Origin of the sequence: Streptomyces sp. NPDC020884 (assembly GCF_044333935.1) — a bacterium.
In the GTDB taxonomy this organism is placed as follows: Bacteria; Actinomycetota; Actinomycetes; order Streptomycetales; family Streptomycetaceae; genus Streptomyces.
The window spans coordinates 219,706-236,496 of record NZ_JBIRRY010000001.1; the positions used below are offsets into that span (position 1 = coordinate 219,706).

Below are 16,791 nucleotides of genomic sequence, written 5' to 3' on the forward strand. Positions count from 1 at the left end.
CGGCGGTGGTCCCGGGCGGTGGTCCGGTCAGGCCCCGGCAGTGGTCCCGGTCGGGTCCCGGCAGTGGTCCCGGTCAGGCCTTGGTGGTGGCCCCGGCGGTGGTCCTGCTCAGGCCCCGGCGGGGGCCCCGGCGGGGGCCGGTCAGGCCCCGGCGGTGCTCCGGACCCGGGGGTGGTCCCGGTCGGGTCCCAGCAGTGGCCCCGGTCAGGCCTTGGTCGTGGCCCCGGCGGTGGTCCTGCTCAGGCCCCGGCGATGGCCCCGGCGGAGGCCGGGTCAGGCCCCGGCAGTGGTCCCGGTCGCGCCCGTGTCGCCGTTCTCCGCCTCGTCGGCGATGCGCTCGTGGTGGCGGATCACCTCGGCGATGATGAAGTTCAGCAGCTTCTCGGCGAACGCCGGGTCCAGGTTCGCGTTCTGCGCCAGTTGCCGGAGCCGGGCGATCTGGCGGGTCTCGCGGGCGGGGTCGGCGGGCGGCAGTTTGTGGTCCGCCTTGAGGCGGCCGACCTGCTGAGTGGCCTTGAAGCGCTCGGCCAGCATATGGACGACGGCGGCGTCGATGTTGTCGATGCTCTCGCGCAGCCGGTTCAGCTCGGCCTGGACGGACGCGTCGATCTCGCTCGTACTCATGGTCAGCGAGCTTAGACGTCCGCCGTCACGGCCTGATCATCGGCGGGTCGTCCGGGTCGGGCACCCGGTCGCTCCAGCCGCCGGGCACGCTGCGGCCCTGCTGTTCGCGGAAGCGGACGGGGGCGGTGCCGACGCGGCGGGCGAAGAGCCGGGAGAAGTAGGCGGGGTCGTCGTAGCCGACGCGGCGGGCGACGGCGGCGACGGGGAGATCGGTGGCGGCGAGGAGTTCCTTGGCCCGGCCCAGGCGGATGCCGAGCAGGTAGTCCTTGGGGCTGCATCCCGCGCCGCGCCGGACGGCGGTGCGCAGTTCGGCGGGGGTCATGCCGTGCCGGGAGGCGTGCTCGGCGACGGTCAGTGGCTGAAAAGCGTCGCGGGCCAGGGCCTGGAGCACCGGGTCGCCGTCGGGGCCGATGTCGGCGCGGGCACGGCGCAGGGAGACGAGGAGTTCGTGGACGGCGGCCCCGGTCTCCACCTCCAGGAGGGGGTTGCCGCGCCGGGCGGCGCGCACGATGCGGCCGATGGCGGCGCGCGGGGCGGCGGTGTCGGAGAGCGGGACGAGGGGGCGCTCGGGCTCGATGTAGCCGAGCTCGGTGTAGGTGGTGGTGGCGGGGCCGGTGAAGTCGACGAAGCTCTCGTCCCAGCCGGTGCCGGGGTCGGCGCCGTAGTGGTGGGGGGTGCCGGGGGTCAGCCAGATGAGGCTGGGGCCGGTGACGGGGGTGCGGCGGCCGTCGGGGCCCTTGAACCAGCCGGTGCCGGAGTTGACGATCACCGCGACGTGGTGGTCGAGGGTGCGGGGGCCGACGGTGGGCAGCGCGCCGTGCTGGAGGCCGACGCCGAGGCAGACGAGGCCGAGGCGGTGGTGGAGCGGGCTGGGCGTGAAGAAGCGCATCCAGGTGTGGTAGGTCGGCATTCCGGTCCTCCTTTCCGCGCATCGGCTCCTACGCGTTGCGTCCAATCAGCAGCGATCTTTGTCCATGGACCGGGTGCGCGCCAGAGGTGAAGGTGGTCGGACCAATTCACCTCGGGGCCGCCGGTGCGGCCGAGCACAGGAGCGTAACTGCGCGATGACCGACTTCACCGTGGGGGACGACTCCTTCCGGCTCGACGGGAGGCCCGTACGGCTGCTGTCGGGCGCCCTGCACTACTTCCGGGTGCACGAGGAGCAGTGGGAGCACCGGCTCGCGATGCTCGCCGCGATGGGGCTGAACTGCGTCGAGACGTACGTGCCGTGGAATCTGCACGAGCCCCGGGAGGGCGACTGGCGGGACGTGGGGGCGCTCGGCCGGTTCCTGGACGCGGCGCGGCGGGCCGGGCTGTGGGCGATCGTGCGGCCGGGTCCCTACATCTGCGCCGAGTGGGAGAACGGCGGGCTGCCGGTGTGGGTGACGGGTCGGTTCGGGCGGCGGGTGCGCACCCGGGACGCGGCGTACCGGGCGGTGGTGGAGCGGTGGTTCCGGGAGCTGCTGCCGCAGGTGGTGCAGCGGCAGGTGTCCCGGGGCGGTCCGGTGATCCTGGTGCAGGCGGAGAACGAGTACGGGAGTTACGGCAGTGACGCCGCGTATCTGGAGTGGCTGGCGGGGCTGTTGCGGCAGTGCGGGGTGACGGTGCCGCTGTTCACGTCGGACGGCCCCGAGGACCACATGCTGACCGGGGGTTCGGTGCCGGGGCTGCTGGCGACGGCGAACTTCGGTTCGGGGGCGCGGGAGGGCTTCGAGGTGCTGCGCCGGCACCAGCCGAGGGGCCCGTTGATGTGCATGGAGTTCTGGTGCGGCTGGTTCGACCACTGGGGGGCCGAGCCGGTGCGCCGGGATCCGGAGCAGGCGGCCGGGGCGCTGCGGGAGATCCTGGAGTGCGGGGCGTCGGTGAACATCTACATGGCGCACGGCGGGACGAACTTCGGGGGCTGGGCGGGGGCGAACCGGTCCGGCCCGCACCAGGACGAGTCGTTCCAGCCGACGGTGACGTCGTACGACTACGACGCGCCGGTCGACGAGTACGGGCGGGCCACGGAGAAGTTCCGGCTGTTCCGGGAGGTCCTGGAGGCCTATGCGGAGGGCCCGTTGCCCGCGCTGCCGCCGGAGCCGGCCGGGCTCGCCGCGCCGGTGCGGGTGGAGCTGGCGGAGTGGGCCGGGCTCGGGAGCGTACTGGAGGTGCTGGGCGATCCGGAGACGCCGGAGTCGGGGGTGCCGCCGACCTTCGAGGAGCTGGGCGTGGACCGGGGCCTGGTGCGCTACCGGGTGGCAGTGCCGGGGCCGCGTCAGGCGTATCCGCTGGGCGTCTCGGGGCTGCGGGACCGGGCGGTGGTGCAGGTGGACGGGGTCCGGGCGGGGGTGCTGACCGAGGAGAGCGGCACGCTGCCGGATCCGGTGGCGGGTCCGGCGGAGGTCGAGCTGTGGGTGGAGTCGCTGGGCCGGGTCAACTACGGGCCGCGCCTGGGCGAACCGAAGGGCGTCACGGGCGGGGTGCTGCACGAGCGGCAGTATCTGCACGGGGTGCGGGCGCGGGCGCTGCGGCTGGACGCCTTCGAGGCGGCGGGCGCGGTGGCGGCGGTGCCGTTCGGGCCGGTGGAGGGCGCCGCGGGGGCGGGTGACGCGGGGCGGACGGGCCTGTTCCGGGGGACCTTCGCCATCGGGGGGACGGCGGGGGTGGATCACGCGGGGCTCGAACTGCCTGGCTGGACGCGCGGGTTCGTCTGGGTGAACGGCTTCTGCCTGGGCCGGTACTGGTCGGCGGGCCCGCAGCGGACGCTGTACGTGCCGGGTCCGGTGCTTCGCGAGGGCTCCAACGAGGTGTGGGTGCTGGAGCTGGAGGACGCGGGTGAGCCGCGGGTGGAACTGGGTCCGGGAGCGCCCGTGGTCGTGGAACTGGGTCCGGGAGCGCCCATGGTCAGGGACGCTCCCGGAGCGGTTCAGTTGTGATCACCGGCCGGACGCGCGGTGACCTGCGGCCGGGCCCGGACCGGAGTCGGGGCCGGCCGGCCGAGCGGGGTCAGAGCGAGTCGGCAGCGGAGGCGATGTCGGCCGCGAAGTGCGAGACCTGGGTGTAGACGCCGGGGTAGTTCGGCCGGGCGCAGCCCTGGCCCCAGCTGACGATGCCGACCTGGACCCACTCGTCGGAGTCGTCCTTGCGGAACATCGGGCCGCCGGAGTCGCCCTGGCAGCTGTCGACGCCGCCGGTGTCGAGAAGGCCGGCGCACAGCTCCTCGTCGGCGACGAGGTCGCCGTACGCGCCCTGGCAGTCGGAGTCGGAGACGAACGGGACGTCGGCCTTGAGCAGGTAGCGCTGCTGGCTGCCGCCCTCACGGTCGGCGCCCCAGCCCGCGACGGTGAAGGTGCCCTCGTCGTAGGCGCCGTCGGTGGCGATCTTCAGGGTGGGCTGGTCGATCGGCTGGGCGAGCTTGATCAGGGCCCAGTCCTTGCCGGTGCCGTTGTAGCCCGGGGCCTGGAGGACCTTGGTGGACTGGACCTCGACGGCGTCGGACGACTGGAGGTCGACGACACCGCCGGTGACGGTGATCGAGGTGTCGTCGCCCGAGCCGTCGACGCAGTGGGCGGCGGTGAGGACGATGTCCTGCGCGTAGAGCGCACCGCCGCAGCCCATGGAGAGCCGGACCATGAAGGGGAACTCGCCCTGGGAGGCGCGTTCTCCGCCGACGATCGGCTGGGGGGCCGCGGCGGCGGGCTGGAGGCTGACGGTCGCGAGGGCGACGGCGGCTATGGCGACGGAACACCTTTTCAGCGCGCTCAGAAGCTTCACGGAGGCCTTCTTTCGTGGGGGGATTTCGTGTGGGGGGTTGCTGTGGGAGGTTGCCGTGCTGCGTTGCGGTGCAGGAATGCCTGTACGGGTTGCGGGGTTGCGCGGTCCGGCACGCATGTCCGGCCGGGCGGGGACTTCCGGCACCATGGCCGGTTTGGTCATGCACCCGACAAGACCATCCGATTATCGGTAGCCGGTGACCGCTCCCACAAGGTGCACTTTTCAGCCAAGATCATCCAGGCCTGTTCCGGACCCCGTTCCCGCACCGGCATACAGTGGAGGTCCGTCGACCGTCGCGGATGGGGGATTCCGACGTGGCGAACAGTCCTCCGGGCGCACCCGTCGCCCATGGTTTTCCGCATCTGGACACGGTCCGCTCCGCCGTCACCGCGCTCTACCGGCGGCTCTCCGCGGACGGTGTCCACACCTATGCCACCAGCCTCGCGCCCGTCGACGCCGCGTTCGCGGACGATGACGATCTGCACCTGGGAGCCCAGCGGGTGGCGCGTTCCCTGGTCCAGCACCTCCATCTGCCCGACGCCCGCATGATCGTCGGCTTCCGGACGATGGAGCACGCGGCGAGCGTGGAACTCACCGCCGGCCCGGAGTACTTCATCGAGCTCAACGACCGTTTCCGCACGCACCGCAGGGACATCGGGGCGGCGCTCGCGCACGAGGTCACCCATGTGCTGCTGCACCGGCTCGGCCTGGAGTTCCCCGGCACCCGCGCCAACGAGATCCTGACCGACACGACGACGGCCTACCTCGGCGCGGGCTGGCTGCTGCTGGACGCGTTCCGCGAGGACGCCACGTCCCGCCAGAAGCTCGGCTATCTCACCCCGGAGGAGTTCGGATACGTCCTGGCCAAGCGGGCGTTCGCCTTCGACGAGGACCCCTCCCCGTGGTTCACCAGCCCCCAGGCGTACACCGCGTACACCAAGGGGCGTCAGCGGGCGCTGGAGGATCTGCGCAGGCCTCCGCTGGCCGCCGCCGGCTGGGCGGGCCGCCGCCGCTACGCCAAGGACCGGCGGTACGCCCAGGACCACCCCGGCACCGGCCCGGCCCCCGACGTTCCGTACGCCTTCGAGGCCGACGACCAGGGACCGCGGGTCTCCTTCCCCTGCCCCACCTGCCACCAGCGCATCCGCGTTCCGGTCCGGGGCCGGCTCACCGCGCGCTGCGGTCTGTGCCACACCCGCCTGGAGTGCGACACCTGAGCACGGGGACTGTCGGCGGCCCACCGTAGGGTCGAAGCATGACGAACGAGCCGATCAGGGACGAACCAAGCCTGTTCGACGCGCTGTACGAGGATGAGAACGCGGTCGTACGGGCGCTGCGCGCGGGTGCGCGGGCCGAGGCGAGCGACGAGGAAGACACGACGGCGCTCTATCTGGCGTCGGTCCACGACCGCCCGGGGACGGTCCGGCTGCTGCTCGCGGCCGGAGCCGATCCGGACCGCGCGAGCGGGCCCGAGGCGGGTGATCTGCCGCTGTGCGGAGCGGCGTGCGGCGGACACACCGAGGTGGTGGCGGCGCTGCTGTCCGCCGGGGCGCGGCCGGATCTGCGCGAGCAGTTCGGCTTCACCGCGCTGCGCTGGGCGGTGGGCCTGGGCCACGCCCCGACGGTGGAGCTGCTGCTCGCCCACGGCGCGGACCCGCTGCTGCCGGGCCCGCAGGGCGAGGCGATGCTGGTGCCGGCGACGCAGCGCGGCTCGGTGCGGACGGTACGGGCGCTGCTCGCGCACGGTGCGGCGGCGGACGGACAGGAGTCCGCGGTGGCGCTCGCGCTGGCCGAGGCGCGGCGCATCGCCGGACTCGATCCGGAGCGGGAGCTGTTGCGGCGGCTGGAGGAGATGTACGGCTCCGGGCTCGACACGGTGGTGCTCCGCGACCGGCGGGACGGCGAGGAGACCGTGGCGGTGGAGCTGCTCCGGGACGGGGTGCCGTCGGCGGGCGTGGAACAGCACACGGGGCACGGGGAGATCGTGGCGCTGCTGGAGGGGCGGACATGAGCCGGACCGCCCTTCGCCGTCACCGTCCGCGCTGCCACGCCTCCCGCGTCAGCCCGTATTCCACGTCGCCGTGCTCGGAGCCCTCGATGACCTCCGGCCAGTCCTCGGTGTAGGCCCGCAGGAAGGTCAGGCCGGCCTTCTCCATCACGCGCCGGGATCCGGTGTTGACCGCCATGGTGTTGGCGGTGACCCGCTGGACCCCGAGGTCGGTGAACCCCTTCTCGACCAGGGCGCGTGCGCCCTCGGTGGCATATCCGCGGCCCCACGCGGCCCGGTTCAGCCGGTAGCCGAGTTCGACGACGGCGGGGTCGTGGTCCTCCAGCGGCCGGAGTCCGAACCAGCCGAGGAACGCTCCGGTGTCCTTCCGCTGCGCGGCCCAGTAGCCGCGGGTCCCGGTGCACGGGTAGTGGTGAAGGAGCCTCGGCAGGGTCCGGTCCACGATGTCCTCGGCGCTCGTGGGCCGGCCGCCGTTGATGTGGCGCATCACGGCGGGGTCGTTGTCGAGGGCGAGCAGCTCGGGGGCGTCGGCGGCGGTGACCGGGCGCAGGAGAAGCCGGTCGGTCTCCAGGAAGGCGCGCGTGGGGCGATCCGCCTGGATCAGGAACGTCAGCCCTTCGGGGCCGCGCAGCCGCACGGGACGACGATCGCCCTCCCCGGCGAGGGTGACGGGGTCCTGCCCGTGGGCGCGGGCCCGGCCGATCACACCGTCCAGGTCGGCCACGCCGAGGACCAGTTCCCACCGCGGCGCCGATCCGGTGGCGGTGGGGGCCGCAGTGTGGAAGGCGGCCCGGCCCAGGGGCGCGCCCGCCGCCCTGGCGTAGAACCGCCGGGCCCGCTCCGGCCGGTCGCAGGCCAGGACCATCCGGAGGGGCACGGCAGCGGTCGCGCCGTCCGGAGCGGCGGGCCATCCCCCGGGCCGGGGGGACCGCAGGAGGGAGAAGGCGGCGCCGAACGGGTCGATCAGCGTGGCGATCCGGTCCTGGTCCCCCGTGTCGAAGGGCGGCACGACGACGCGCGCGCCGTCCGCCGTCGCCGCCGAGGTGCGGGCGTCGACGTCGTCGACCGCGAGGTAGTAGGCGATGTGCGGCGGCGTCCCGGGCGGGTGGACGGGCTGGGCGAGGTCGCTGAGCCCGCCGATCCGGTGGCCCCCGGCGGAGAACTTCACAGCCCGGCGCGAGTCCTCCTCGTCCACGGCGAAGTCCCAGCCCAGCACCGAGGAGAAGAAGGCGGCGGTGCCGGACGGATCGTGGGTCCTGAGATCCATCCAGCAGAAGTCGTTCATCGGTTCGGGACCTGTCCTGTCGTCGTGGGCGCCGCGGGTGTCCCCTGCTGGATATCCGGTGCCTGGCGGCCCCGGCAAGCGGGTTTCCCGGCCCCGCACGCGACCGGCCGGGCATCGCGCGCGTCCTCCCGGATCTACGGGACGGTTCTCAGGGCGCCCCGTAGACCCGCCCCGGCTCCGCCGCGTCCGCCAGCAGCCGGCGTACCGTCTCGCCCGCCTCGGCGGGGGACCTGCGCGCGCCCCGGTCGTCGGTGGGGCCGGGGCGCCAGCCCTCCATGACGGTGATGCGGCCCGCCTCGGCCTCGAAGACGCGGCCCGTCACCCCCTCGCACGCGGGGGAGCCGAGCCAGACGACGAGGGGCGAGACGTTCGCGGGGGCCATCGCGTCGAACTCCCCCTCCCCCGGGGCCGCCATCGCCTCGGCGAAGGTCTGCTCGGTCATCCGGGTGCGGGCGGCGGGGGCGAGGGCGTTGACATGAACCCCGTACCGGCCCAGTTCGGCCGCCGCGACCAGGGTCAGCGCGACGATTCCGGCCTTGGCGGCCGCGTAGTTGCCCTGGCCGACGCTGCCGAGGAGTCCGGCGCCGGAGCTGGTGTTGATCACCCGGGCGACCGGCGGGCGGCCCGCCTTGGCCTCGGCCCGCCAGTGGGCGGCGGCGTGCTTCAGCGGCAGGAAGTGGCCCCTGAGGTGGACCCGCAGCACCGCGTCCCAGTCGTCCTCGTCCAGGTTGACGAGCATCCGGTCGCGCAGGAATCCGGCGTTGTTGACCAGGGTGTCGAGCCGGCCGAACGCCTCCACGGCGGTGGCGACCAAGGAGGCCGCGCCCTCGGCGGTGGCGATGTCGCCGCCGTGGACGACGCCTTCGCCGCCCGCCGCCACGATCGCGTCGACGACCTCCCGGGCCGGGCCGGTGGAGCCTCCGCCGCCGTCCGGTCCGACGCCGAGGTCGTTGACGACGACCCGCGCCCCTTCGGCGGCGAAGGCCAGCGCGTGGGCCCGGCCGAGCCCCCGCCCGGCGCCCGTGACGGCGACGACCCGGCCCGCGCAGAGTCCCCCACGGTGTGCGGTCATCTCATCTCCCCTTGATCGGTGGCTGGTTCACGGTGGGCGGTACCGGTTGGCGGGCGGCGGCGTGACTGCTACTTTCCACCTAACAAACGTTTGGTGGAAAGGTAGCCGATCCTCCGATGAGTGTCTCCACCTCCTGCCCCTTCGAGGGCGTCCGCGTCGTCACCGTGGACCGCCCACCCGTCAACGCGCTTCCCGTGCAGGGCTGGTACGACCTGGCCGACGCCGTCCGGGCGGCGGGCCGCGACCCCGAGACGCGCTGCGTGGTCCTGGCCGCCGCCGGGCGCGGCTTCAACGCGGGCGTCGACATCAAGGAGTTGCAGCGCGACACCGGGCACGACGCCCTGCTCGGCGCCAACCGGGGCTGCGCCGAGGCGTTCGCGGCGGTGTACGCGTGCGAGGTCCCGGTCGTCGCGGCGGTGCGGGGCTTCTGCCTCGGCGGCGGCATCGGCCTCGTCGGGAACGCCGACGCGATCGTCGCGAGCGAGGACGCGGTCTTCGGCCTGCCGGAGCTGGACCGGGGCGCGCTCGGCGCCGCGACCCACCTCGCCCGGCTGGTGCCGCAGCACCTGATGCGCACGCTGTACTACACCTCCCGCACCGTCACCGCGGCCGAGCTGCTCACCCACGGTTCGGTCTGGCGCGTGGTTCCGGCAGCGGAACTGCTGGACGCGGCACTGGAGTTGGCGCGGGAGATCGCCGCCAAGGACGGTCATCTGCTGCGGCTGGCGAAAGCCGCGCTGAACGGCATCGACCCCGTCGACGTACAGCGCAGCTACCGCTTCGAGCAGGGGTTCACCTTCGAGGCGAACCTCGCCGGGACCGCCGCCCGGGTCCGCGACACCTTCGGCAAGGAGGCCTGACCCATGACCGCTGCACCCCCTGTGCGCGACAAGACGATGACGCCCGAGGAGGTCGTCGACCGGCTGAGCAGCGGCATGACGATCGGGATCGGCGGCTGGGGGTCGCGCCGCAAGCCGATGGCCCTGGTCAGGGCGTTGCTCCGGTCGTCCGTCACCGATCTCACCGTGGTCTCCTACGGCGGCCCGGACATCGGACTGCTGGCCGCGGCGGGCCGGATCCGCCGCCTGGTCACGGCGTTCGTGACGCTCGACTCCATTCCGCTGGAGCCGCACTACCGGGCGGCCCGGCAGCGCGGGGCGTTCGCGCTGACGGAGATCGACGAGGCGATGTTCATGTGGGGGCTGCACGCGGCGGCGAACCGGCTGCCGTTCCTGCCGGTGCGCGCGGGCATCGGATCGGATGTGATGCGGGTCAACCCCGATCTGCGCACGGTGACTTCGCCGTACGAGGACGGCGAGGAGTTCGTGGCGATGCCCGCCCTGCGGATGGACGCGGCACTGGTCCACCTCAACCGGGCCGACCGGCTCGGCAACGGCCAGTACCTGGGCCCCGACCCGTACTTCGACGACCTGTTCTGCGAGGCGGCGGACACGGCGTACGTCTCCTGCGAACGCCTCGTGGAGACCAGGGAGTTGACCGCCGGCTCGACGGCTCCGCAGACCCTCCTCGTCCAACGGCACTCCGTCACCGGTGTCGTGGAGACGCCGGGCGGGGCGCACTTCACCTCCTGCGTCCCCGACCACCCGCGCGACGAGCCGTTCCAGAAGGCGTACGCGACCGCGGCGGCGGACCCGGTCGCCTGGGCGGAGTTCGCGGCCCGTTTCCTGCCGCCGGACGGCGACGAGAAGGGCTACCGACAGGCGGTCCGCACCTGGCACGAGGAGCAGAAATGAACGCGTCCGCGACCGGAAGCACCACCCGTGCCGAGCACTGCGTGATCGCGTGCGCGGAGGCATGGCGGGGCGACGGCGAGATCCTGGCCAGCCCGATGGGCGCGATCCCCTCCGTGGGCGCCCGGCTGGCCCGGCTGACCTTCGCCCCCGGGCTCCTCCTCACCGACGGCGAGGCGACGCTCGTCGGCCCGGACGGCGAGGCGGAGGGCTGGCTCCCCTACCGCAGACATCTGGCCCTGGTGACCGGGGGGCGGCGGCACGTGATGATGGGCGCGAGCCAGATCGACCGCTTCGGCAACCAGAACATCTCCTGCATCGGCGACTGGCAGCAGCCCTCCCGGCAACTGCTGGGCGTCCGCGGAGCTCCGGTCAACACCCTCAACAACCCGGTCAGTTACTGGATCCCCCGGCACTCCCCGCGGGTCTTCGTCGAACGCGTCGACATGATCTGCGGGGTCGGCCACGACAGCGCGCGGGCGGCCGGCCCGTCGGCCACCCGCTTCCACCGCATCCCCCGGGTCGTCAGCGACCTCGGCGTCTTCGACTTCGCGACGCCCGACCGCTCGATGCGACTGGCCTCGGTCCACCCCAGCGTCACGGTGGACCAGGTCCGCGAGGCGACGGGGTTCGCGCTCACGGTCCCGGACGACGTCCCGTGCACCCGCGCCCCCTCCCCCACCGAACTCGCCCTGATCCGCGAGGTCATCGACCCCGCCCGCACCCGGGACCGGGAGGTCCGGTCCTGATGCGCACCGCCCTGACCGACCTCGTCGGAGTCCGGCACCCGATCGTGCAGACCGGCATGGGCTGGGTGGCGGGCCCCCGCCTGGTCACCGCGACCGCGCGGGCCGGGGCGCTGGGCATCCTGGCGTCGGCGACCATGACGCCGGACCAACTGCGTTCGGCCGTACGGGAGGTGAAGTCCCGGACGGACGAACCGTTCGGGGTGAATCTGCGGGCGGACGCGGGGGACGCCCGGGAGCGGGTGCGGATCATCGTCGAGGAGGGGGTGCGGGTGGCGTCGTTCGCGCTCGCCCCGTCCAGGGAGCTCATCGCGGAGCTGAAGGACGCGGGGGTGGTGGTCGTCCCGTCGGTGGGGGCCCGGCGGCACGCGGAGAAGGTGGCGGCGTGGGGCGCGGACGCGGTGATCGTGCAGGGCGGCGAGGGGGGCGGCCACACCGGTGAGGTCGCCACCACGGTGCTGCTGCCGCAGGTGGTCGACGCGGTGGACATCCCGGTGGTCGCGGCGGGCGGCTTCCACGACGGCCGGGGCCTGGTGGCGGCGCTGGCGTACGGGGCGGCGGGCGTCGCGATGGGCACCCGGTTCCTGCTGACCTCGGACTCGACGGTCCCGGACGCGGTGAAGGCCCGCTACCTGGCGGCGACCGTCAAGGACATCACGCTGACCCGGGCGGTGGACGGGCTCCCGCACCGGATGCTCCGTACGGAGATGGTGGCGGAGCTGGAGGGCGCGGGCCGGGTGCGCTCCCTGTACGCGGCGCTGCGCCGGGCGTCCCGCTTCCGCCGGCTCTCCGGCCTGAGCTGGCCGGGTATGGTCCGCGACGGTCTGGCGATGCGGCGCGGCAAGGACCTGGGCTGGGGCCAGGTGCTGCTGGCGGCGAACACCCCGATGCTGCTGAGGGCGTCGATGGTCGACGGCCGCACGGACCTCGGCATCATGGCGTCGGGCCAGGTGGCCGCCCTGATCGAGGACCTGCCGAGCGTGGCGGAGCTGGTGTCCCGCATCCTGACCGAGGCGGAGGAGACCCGCACGACCCTGAACGGGACGGCCGCGTCCGGCGCGCCCGGCGCTTGAGGACGACCCTGCGGCCGAGGCCGAGCGCCTTCCAGCCCGTCCGGCGCTTGAGGACAATCTTTCGGCCGAGGCCGAGGCCGGGGCAACCGGACCGCCCCATCCAGCCCGTCCGGCGCTTGAGGACAGTCCTTCGGCCGAGGCCGAGGCCGACAACCCGACCGCCACATCCAGCCCGTCCGGCGCTTGAGGACAAAGCCCCGGCCCACATCGCCCGCACCCGGCGACCGGTCCGGGGCCCTTCGGGGCTCTGCCCCGGACCCCGGTCCTCAATCGCCGGACGGCTGGAAGTGGCCCTACACCGCCCAGCGCACCCAGGCCGGAGGCTGGAAGTGGCCCGGAGCCCCAGCGCGGGCGCGGGCGCCCCGAGAGCGGAGGTGGTCCTACGCCGCCCGGCGTCCCCGCGCGGGCGCGCCGGAGCGACCCGTGCCACCGGAACGCCCCGCACCGGCCCCCTGGGCGCCGCCACCGGCACCGGTGCCACGACGTCCACGCCCCCGGCTCCCGGACCGCACCGCGCCCCCGCCGGAGCCACCCGCCGCGCCGCCCGACCGAGCCCGCTGCTTCGGCGGGGTCGGCTGCGGCACCTCGATGACGATCGCGATGCCCGAGGGCTCACGGGCCCCCGTGATCCGGCCCAGCTCCGCGTCGCTGGAGGTGACCCGCGTGGTGCGCGGCGCGATGCCCGCGTCCTGCATCAGCCGGGTCATCTCCCGCTTCTCCTCGGGCAGCACCAGCGTGACGACGCTGCCGGACTCCCCGGCGCGCGCCGTGCGCCCGCCGCGGTGGAGGTAGTCCTTGTGGTCGGTCGGCGGGTCCACGTTGACGACCAGGTCGAGATCGTCGACGTGGATGCCGCGGGCCGCGACGTTCGTCGCGACGAGCGCGGTGACCTGCCCGTTCTTGAACTGGTCGAGCGTCCGGTTGCGCTGCGGCTGGGAGCGCCCGCCGTGCAGCGCGGCCGCCCGTACACCGCTGGCGAGCAGTCGCTTGGCGAAGCGGTCGGCGGCGCGCTTGGTGTCGACGAACATGATCACCCGGCCCTCGCGGGCGGCGATCTTCGTGGCGACGGCCTTCTTGTCGGTCTCGTCCAGGACGTGGAGCACGTGGTGCTCCATCGTGGTGACCGCACCGGCGGACGGGTCGACGGAGTGCACGACCGGGTCGGTGAGGAACATCTTGACGAGCCGGTCGATGTTCTTGTCGAGGGTCGCGGAGAACAGCATCCGCTGCCCGTCCGCCTCGACCTGCTTGAGCAGGGCGACGACCTGCGGCATGAAGCCCATGTCGGCCATCTGGTCGGCCTCGTCGAGGACGGTGATGGCGACCTCGTCCAGGCGGCAGTCGCCGCGCTCGATGAGGTCCTTGAGCCGGCCCGGGGTGGCGACGAGCACTTCGGCCCCGCGCCGCAGGGTGGCGGACTGCTTGGTGATCGACATGCCGCCGACGACGGTGGCCATCCGCAGGTTCACGGCGGTCGCGTACGGGGTCAGCGCGTCGGTGACCTGCTGGGCCAGCTCACGCGTGGGCACCAGGACCATGGCGAGCGGAGCGCGCGGCTCGCTGCGGCGTCCGGCGGTGCGGGCCAGCAGCGCCAGGCCGAAGGCGAGGGTCTTGCCGGAGCCGGTGCGCCCGCGGCCGAGGATGTCCCGGCCGGCCAGCGAGTTCGGCAGGGTCGCGCCCTGGATCGGGAACGGCTCGGTGACACCCTGCGCGGCGAGGGTCTTCAGCAGCGCGGCGGGCATGTCCAGGTCGGCGAAGGCGTCCACGGACGGCAGCGCGGGGGTCACCGTCTCCGGCAGGGCGAACTCGCCCTGCGGCGGGGTGGCGCGGCGACGGGCCGGAGCCTTGGAGCCCTGGGCCTTGGAGCCGGGCGCCTTGGAGCGGGGAGCGCCGCCCCGGCCGTTCGACGGTGCCTGGGCTGCGGCGCCCTGGCCGCGGCCTCGGGCCGGTCGCGAGCGGGGGGTGCGGTCCTGGTGTTCGGAGCGAGTCATACGGAATTGCCCTCCTGGGGGATTCCTGGGCAACTGCCGAGTGGGTTTACTGCGATGTGCCGGCCCGACCGTCTGTGATGCGCCCCCAGGATGTGCGCACGAAACGGGTTGTTGCTCGGACAGCACAAACCGGGGCCCGCACCTTCACGGTGCGGGCCCCGGTCAGCGAGGTACGCGTCCGGCAATTAGGCCGGGACGATGTTCTCCGCCTGCGGGCCCTTCTGGCCCTGCGTGACGTCGAAGGAGACCTTCTGGCCCTCCTGGAGCTCACGGAAGCCCGAGGTGGCGATGTTGGAGTAGTGGGCGAAGACGTCGGCGCCGCCGCCGTCCTGCTCGATGAAGCCGAAGCCCTTTTCCGAGTTGAACCACTTCACGGTTCCAGTAGCCATGTCATTCTCCTAAAAGAGGTGCAGTGCCGAGAACCCGCACTTTACGGATTCCAAGTCGCCGCATTGAGCCCCACCCGGAGAAAGCCGGAAAACAATAAAGCGCCTGAGGAAGCATTCCCGTCAGGCGCACATAAAGTTCATGGGTACCAAAACTGCAACGGGAAACACCCTAGCACGTCCTCTCCTCCAGCGGCGGATCGCACCACCCCGTCAGAGGGAAAACTTGGCTGACCAGAGGGCGTACGGGCGGTGCCGGGCCGGGATCCGGGCGGTGGCCTCAGAGTCGCTCGACGATGGTGACGTTGGCCTGCCCACCGCCCTCGCACATCGTCTGGAGCCCGTAGCGGCCGCCGGTGCGTTCCAGTTCGTGCAGCAGCGTCGTCATCAGCCGGGCGCCGGTCGCGCCGAGCGGGTGCCCCAGGGCGATGGCCCCGCCGTTGACGTTGACCCGCTCGGGGTCCGCACGGGTCTCTTTCAGCCAGGCGAGCACGACCGGGGCGAACGCCTCGTTGATCTCGACGAGGTCGATGGCGTCGATGGTGAGACCGGTTCGCTTCAGGGCGTACGCGGTGGCGGGGATCGGGGCGGAGAGCATCCGGATCGGGTCCTCGCCCCGTACGGACAGGTGATGGATGCGGGCACGCGGGGTGAGGCCGTGTTCGGCGACGGCCCGCTCCGAGGCGATGAGCAGGGCGGCGGCCCCGTCGGAGACCTGGGAGGAGCAGGCGGCGGTGATGGTGCCGCCCTCGACGACGGGGCGCAGTCCGGCCATTTTCTCCAGGGTGGTGTCGCGGCGCGGCCCCTCGTCCGCGGTGACGTCCCCGTACGCGACGGTCTCGCGGTCGAAGCGGCCCTCGTCGATGGCGCGGAGTGCCCGGTGGTGGGAGGTGAGGGCGAACTCCTCCATGTCCCGGCGGCCGATGCCCCACTTCTCGGCGATCAGCTGGGCGCCGTGGAACTGGTTGACGGGGGCGTCGCCGTAGCGGGCGCGCCAGCCCTCGCTGCCCGCGTAGGGCCCCTGGGTGAGGCCGAGGGGTTCGGCGGCCTGCCGGGAGGCGAAGGCGATCGGTATCTGGGTCATGTTCTGGGTGCCGCCCGCGACGACGAGGTCCTGGGTGCCGGAGAGGACGCCCTGGGCCGCGAAGTGGACGGCCTGCTGGGAGGAGCCGCACTGCCGGTCGATGGTGACGCCGGGGACCTCCTCGGGCAGTCCGGCGGCGAGCCATGACGTACGGGCGATGTCGCCGGCCTGCGGGCCGACGGTGTCCAGGCAGCCGAAGACGACGTCCTCGACGGCCGCCGGGTCCACCCCGGAGCGGGCGATCAGCTCTTTGAGCACCTGCGCGCCGAGGTCGGCGGGGTGGACGGCCCCGAGGCCTCCTCCGCGCCGCCCGACGGGGGTGCGTACCGCTTCGACGATGTAGGCCTCGGCCATGGCTGCTGCTCCTCGGTGCGCTCGGGGTGGACCGGGTTCCGGCTTACGTACGCAGGGCGATGCCGTCGAGCACCATCGAGAGGTACTGACGGGCGATCTCCTCGGGGCTGTGGTGTCCGCCGGGCCGGTACCAGGAGGCGGCGACCCAGACGGTGTCGCGGACGAAGCGGTAGGTGAGGCGGATGTCGAGGTCGTCGCGGAAGACGCCTTCGGCGACGCCGCGTTCCAGGGTGCCGAGCCAGGCCTTCTCGAACTTGGTCTGCGAGTCGGCGAGGTAGGCGAAGCGCGGCTGGGTGGCGAGGTGTCGGGACTCCTTCTGGTAGATCGCGACGGCGGGGCGGTGCCGGTCGATCTCCCGGAAGGACTCGGTGACCAGGGCCTCGATGGTCTCGCGCGGTCCGAGGCCGGCCTCCAGGACCGCGTCGTAGCCCTGCCAGAGCTCGTCGAGGAAGGAGGAGAGGATCTCGTCGACCATCGATTCCTTGGAATCGAAGTGGTAGTAGAGGCTGCCCGCGAGCATCCCCGCCTCGTCCGCGATCCGGCGGACGGTGGTGGCGTTGTATCCCTGGGCGGCGAAGACCTCGGCGGCGGTGGCGAGCAGTTCGCGGCGCCGTTCGGGGGTGGGGGTCACCTGGGGCTTCTTCTTGGTAGGCACCCGGCC

General features: G+C 73.2%; 16 protein-coding genes and 1 pseudogene. 7 read left to right on the forward strand and 10 right to left on the reverse strand.

What is annotated here, in order from left to right:
- Positions 1 to 273: 273 nt before the first annotated feature.
- The gene (locus tag ACH4UK_RS01015; protein ID WP_398353970.1) at positions 274 to 624 is read right to left on the reverse strand and encodes a chorismate mutase; all 351 of its coding nucleotides are present in this window, start codon (positions 622 to 624) and stop codon (positions 274 to 276) included.
- A gap of 25 nt (positions 625 to 649) precedes the next feature.
- Entirely contained in the window at positions 650 to 1,534 is an 885-nt protein-coding gene (locus ACH4UK_RS01020; protein WP_398353971.1) for an AraC family transcriptional regulator, read from the reverse strand.
- Between the two features lie 154 nt (positions 1,535 to 1,688).
- Here ACH4UK_RS01020 and ACH4UK_RS01025 point away from each other — a divergent pair, with 154 nt between their 5' ends.
- Positions 1,689 to 3,542, forward strand: a complete 1,854-nt coding sequence (locus ACH4UK_RS01025; RefSeq protein WP_398353972.1) for a beta-galactosidase family protein — start codon at positions 1,689 to 1,691, stop codon at positions 3,540 to 3,542.
- A gap of 70 nt (positions 3,543 to 3,612) precedes the next feature.
- Here the strand turns inward: ACH4UK_RS01025 and ACH4UK_RS01030 are convergent, their stop codons facing one another.
- A complete protein-coding gene (locus ACH4UK_RS01030) occupies positions 3,613 to 4,380 on the reverse strand; it encodes a S1 family peptidase (RefSeq protein WP_398353973.1) in 768 nt (255 codons plus the stop codon).
- 314 nt (positions 4,381 to 4,694) lie between these two features.
- Between ACH4UK_RS01030 and ACH4UK_RS01035 the strand changes: the two genes are divergently transcribed.
- Complete coding sequence (locus tag ACH4UK_RS01035) at positions 4,695 to 5,597, forward strand: hypothetical protein (RefSeq protein ID WP_398353974.1); 903 nt, start codon at positions 4,695 to 4,697, stop codon at positions 5,595 to 5,597.
- 38 nt (positions 5,598 to 5,635) lie between these two features.
- The gene (locus ACH4UK_RS01040; protein ID WP_398353975.1) at positions 5,636 to 6,391 is read left to right on the forward strand and encodes an ankyrin repeat domain-containing protein; all 756 of its coding nucleotides are present in this window, start codon (positions 5,636 to 5,638) and stop codon (positions 6,389 to 6,391) included.
- Between the two features lie 19 nt (positions 6,392 to 6,410).
- Here the strand turns inward: ACH4UK_RS01040 and ACH4UK_RS01045 are convergent, their stop codons facing one another.
- The 3 genes and pseudogenes from ACH4UK_RS01045 to ACH4UK_RS01055 all read right to left on the reverse strand — a co-directional run bounded on the left by ACH4UK_RS01045 (position 6,411) and on the right by ACH4UK_RS01055 (position 8,745).
- Positions 6,411 to 6,989, reverse strand: a complete 579-nt coding sequence (locus ACH4UK_RS01045) for a GNAT family N-acetyltransferase (RefSeq protein ID WP_398354907.1) — start codon at positions 6,987 to 6,989, stop codon at positions 6,411 to 6,413.
- 393 nt (positions 6,990 to 7,382) lie between these two features.
- Positions 7,383 to 7,673, reverse strand: a pseudogene (locus tag ACH4UK_RS01050) (VOC family protein); the annotation flags it as partial.
- Positions 7,674 to 7,821: 148 nt separating this feature from the next.
- The gene (locus ACH4UK_RS01055) at positions 7,822 to 8,745 is read right to left on the reverse strand and encodes an SDR family oxidoreductase (protein ID WP_398353976.1); all 924 of its coding nucleotides are present in this window, start codon (positions 8,743 to 8,745) and stop codon (positions 7,822 to 7,824) included.
- A gap of 116 nt (positions 8,746 to 8,861) precedes the next feature.
- Between ACH4UK_RS01055 and ACH4UK_RS01060 the strand changes: the two genes are divergently transcribed.
- The 4 genes from ACH4UK_RS01060 to ACH4UK_RS01075 are packed head-to-tail and all read left to right on the forward strand — an operon-like array spanning position 8,862 to position 12,315.
- Positions 8,862 to 9,605, forward strand: coding sequence for an enoyl-CoA hydratase family protein (locus tag ACH4UK_RS01060; protein WP_398353977.1), 744 nt, complete (start codon positions 8,862 to 8,864; stop codon positions 9,603 to 9,605).
- Between the two features lie 3 nt (positions 9,606 to 9,608).
- Positions 9,609 to 10,499: a CoA transferase subunit A gene (locus ACH4UK_RS01065; RefSeq protein ID WP_398353978.1), complete on the forward strand. Its 891-nt coding sequence runs from the start codon at positions 9,609 to 9,611 to the stop codon at positions 10,497 to 10,499.
- Positions 10,496 to 11,245 (forward strand): CoA-transferase subunit beta, encoded by a 750-nt coding sequence (locus tag ACH4UK_RS01070; RefSeq protein ID WP_398353979.1) that lies wholly within the window; start codon positions 10,496 to 10,498, stop codon positions 11,243 to 11,245. The genes ACH4UK_RS01065 and ACH4UK_RS01070 overlap by 4 nt, the downstream gene beginning before the upstream one ends.
- The gene (locus tag ACH4UK_RS01075) at positions 11,245 to 12,315 is read left to right on the forward strand and encodes an NAD(P)H-dependent flavin oxidoreductase (RefSeq protein ID WP_398353980.1); all 1,071 of its coding nucleotides are present in this window, start codon (positions 11,245 to 11,247) and stop codon (positions 12,313 to 12,315) included. The genes ACH4UK_RS01070 and ACH4UK_RS01075 overlap by 1 nt, the downstream gene beginning before the upstream one ends.
- A gap of 380 nt (positions 12,316 to 12,695) precedes the next feature.
- Here ACH4UK_RS01075 and ACH4UK_RS01080 read toward each other — a convergent pair whose 3' ends face one another.
- The 4 genes from ACH4UK_RS01080 to ACH4UK_RS01095 form a co-directional block, all read right to left on the reverse strand.
- Complete coding sequence (locus ACH4UK_RS01080) at positions 12,696 to 14,306, reverse strand: DEAD/DEAH box helicase (protein ID WP_398353981.1); 1,611 nt, start codon at positions 14,304 to 14,306, stop codon at positions 12,696 to 12,698.
- Between the two features lie 185 nt (positions 14,307 to 14,491).
- A complete protein-coding gene (locus ACH4UK_RS01085) occupies positions 14,492 to 14,695 on the reverse strand; it encodes a cold-shock protein (protein ID WP_003969786.1) in 204 nt (67 codons plus the stop codon).
- Positions 14,696 to 14,972: 277 nt separating this feature from the next.
- The gene (locus ACH4UK_RS01090) at positions 14,973 to 16,130 is read right to left on the reverse strand and encodes an acetyl-CoA C-acetyltransferase (RefSeq protein ID WP_398353982.1); all 1,158 of its coding nucleotides are present in this window, start codon (positions 16,128 to 16,130) and stop codon (positions 14,973 to 14,975) included.
- A 43-nt stretch (positions 16,131 to 16,173) separates the two neighbouring features.
- Positions 16,174 to 16,785 carry a TetR/AcrR family transcriptional regulator gene (locus ACH4UK_RS01095; RefSeq protein ID WP_398353983.1) on the reverse strand — a complete coding sequence of 204 codons (612 nt, stop codon included), beginning with the start codon at positions 16,783 to 16,785 and terminating at the stop codon, positions 16,174 to 16,176.
- Between the last annotated feature and the right edge of the window lie 6 nt (positions 16,786 to 16,791).

Coding starts and splice junctions, on each gene's coding strand:
- ACH4UK_RS01015 (WP_398353970.1), bottom strand. CDS start 624: ATGAGTACGAGCGAGATCGACGCGTCCGTCCAGGCCGAGCTGAACCGG.
- ACH4UK_RS01020 (WP_398353971.1), bottom strand. CDS start 1,534: ATGCCGACCTACCACACCTGGATGCGCTTCTTCACGCCCAGCCCGCTC.
- ACH4UK_RS01025 (WP_398353972.1), top strand. CDS start 1,689: ATGACCGACTTCACCGTGGGGGACGACTCCTTCCGGCTCGACGGGAGG.
- ACH4UK_RS01040 (WP_398353975.1), top strand. CDS start 5,636: ATGACGAACGAGCCGATCAGGGACGAACCAAGCCTGTTCGACGCGCTG.
- ACH4UK_RS01055 (WP_398353976.1), bottom strand. CDS start 8,745: ATGACCGCACACCGTGGGGGACTCTGCGCGGGCCGGGTCGTCGCCGTC.
- ACH4UK_RS01060 (WP_398353977.1), top strand. CDS start 8,862: ATGAGTGTCTCCACCTCCTGCCCCTTCGAGGGCGTCCGCGTCGTCACC.
- ACH4UK_RS01065 (WP_398353978.1), top strand. CDS start 9,609: ATGACCGCTGCACCCCCTGTGCGCGACAAGACGATGACGCCCGAGGAG.
- ACH4UK_RS01070 (WP_398353979.1), top strand. CDS start 10,496: ATGAACGCGTCCGCGACCGGAAGCACCACCCGTGCCGAGCACTGCGTG.
- ACH4UK_RS01075 (WP_398353980.1), top strand. CDS start 11,245: ATGCGCACCGCCCTGACCGACCTCGTCGGAGTCCGGCACCCGATCGTG.
- ACH4UK_RS01080 (WP_398353981.1), bottom strand. CDS start 14,306: ATGACTCGCTCCGAACACCAGGACCGCACCCCCCGCTCGCGACCGGCC.
- ACH4UK_RS01085 (WP_003969786.1), bottom strand. CDS start 14,695: ATGGCTACTGGAACCGTGAAGTGGTTCAACTCGGAAAAGGGCTTCGGC.
- ACH4UK_RS01090 (WP_398353982.1), bottom strand. CDS start 16,130: ATGGCCGAGGCCTACATCGTCGAAGCGGTACGCACCCCCGTCGGGCGG.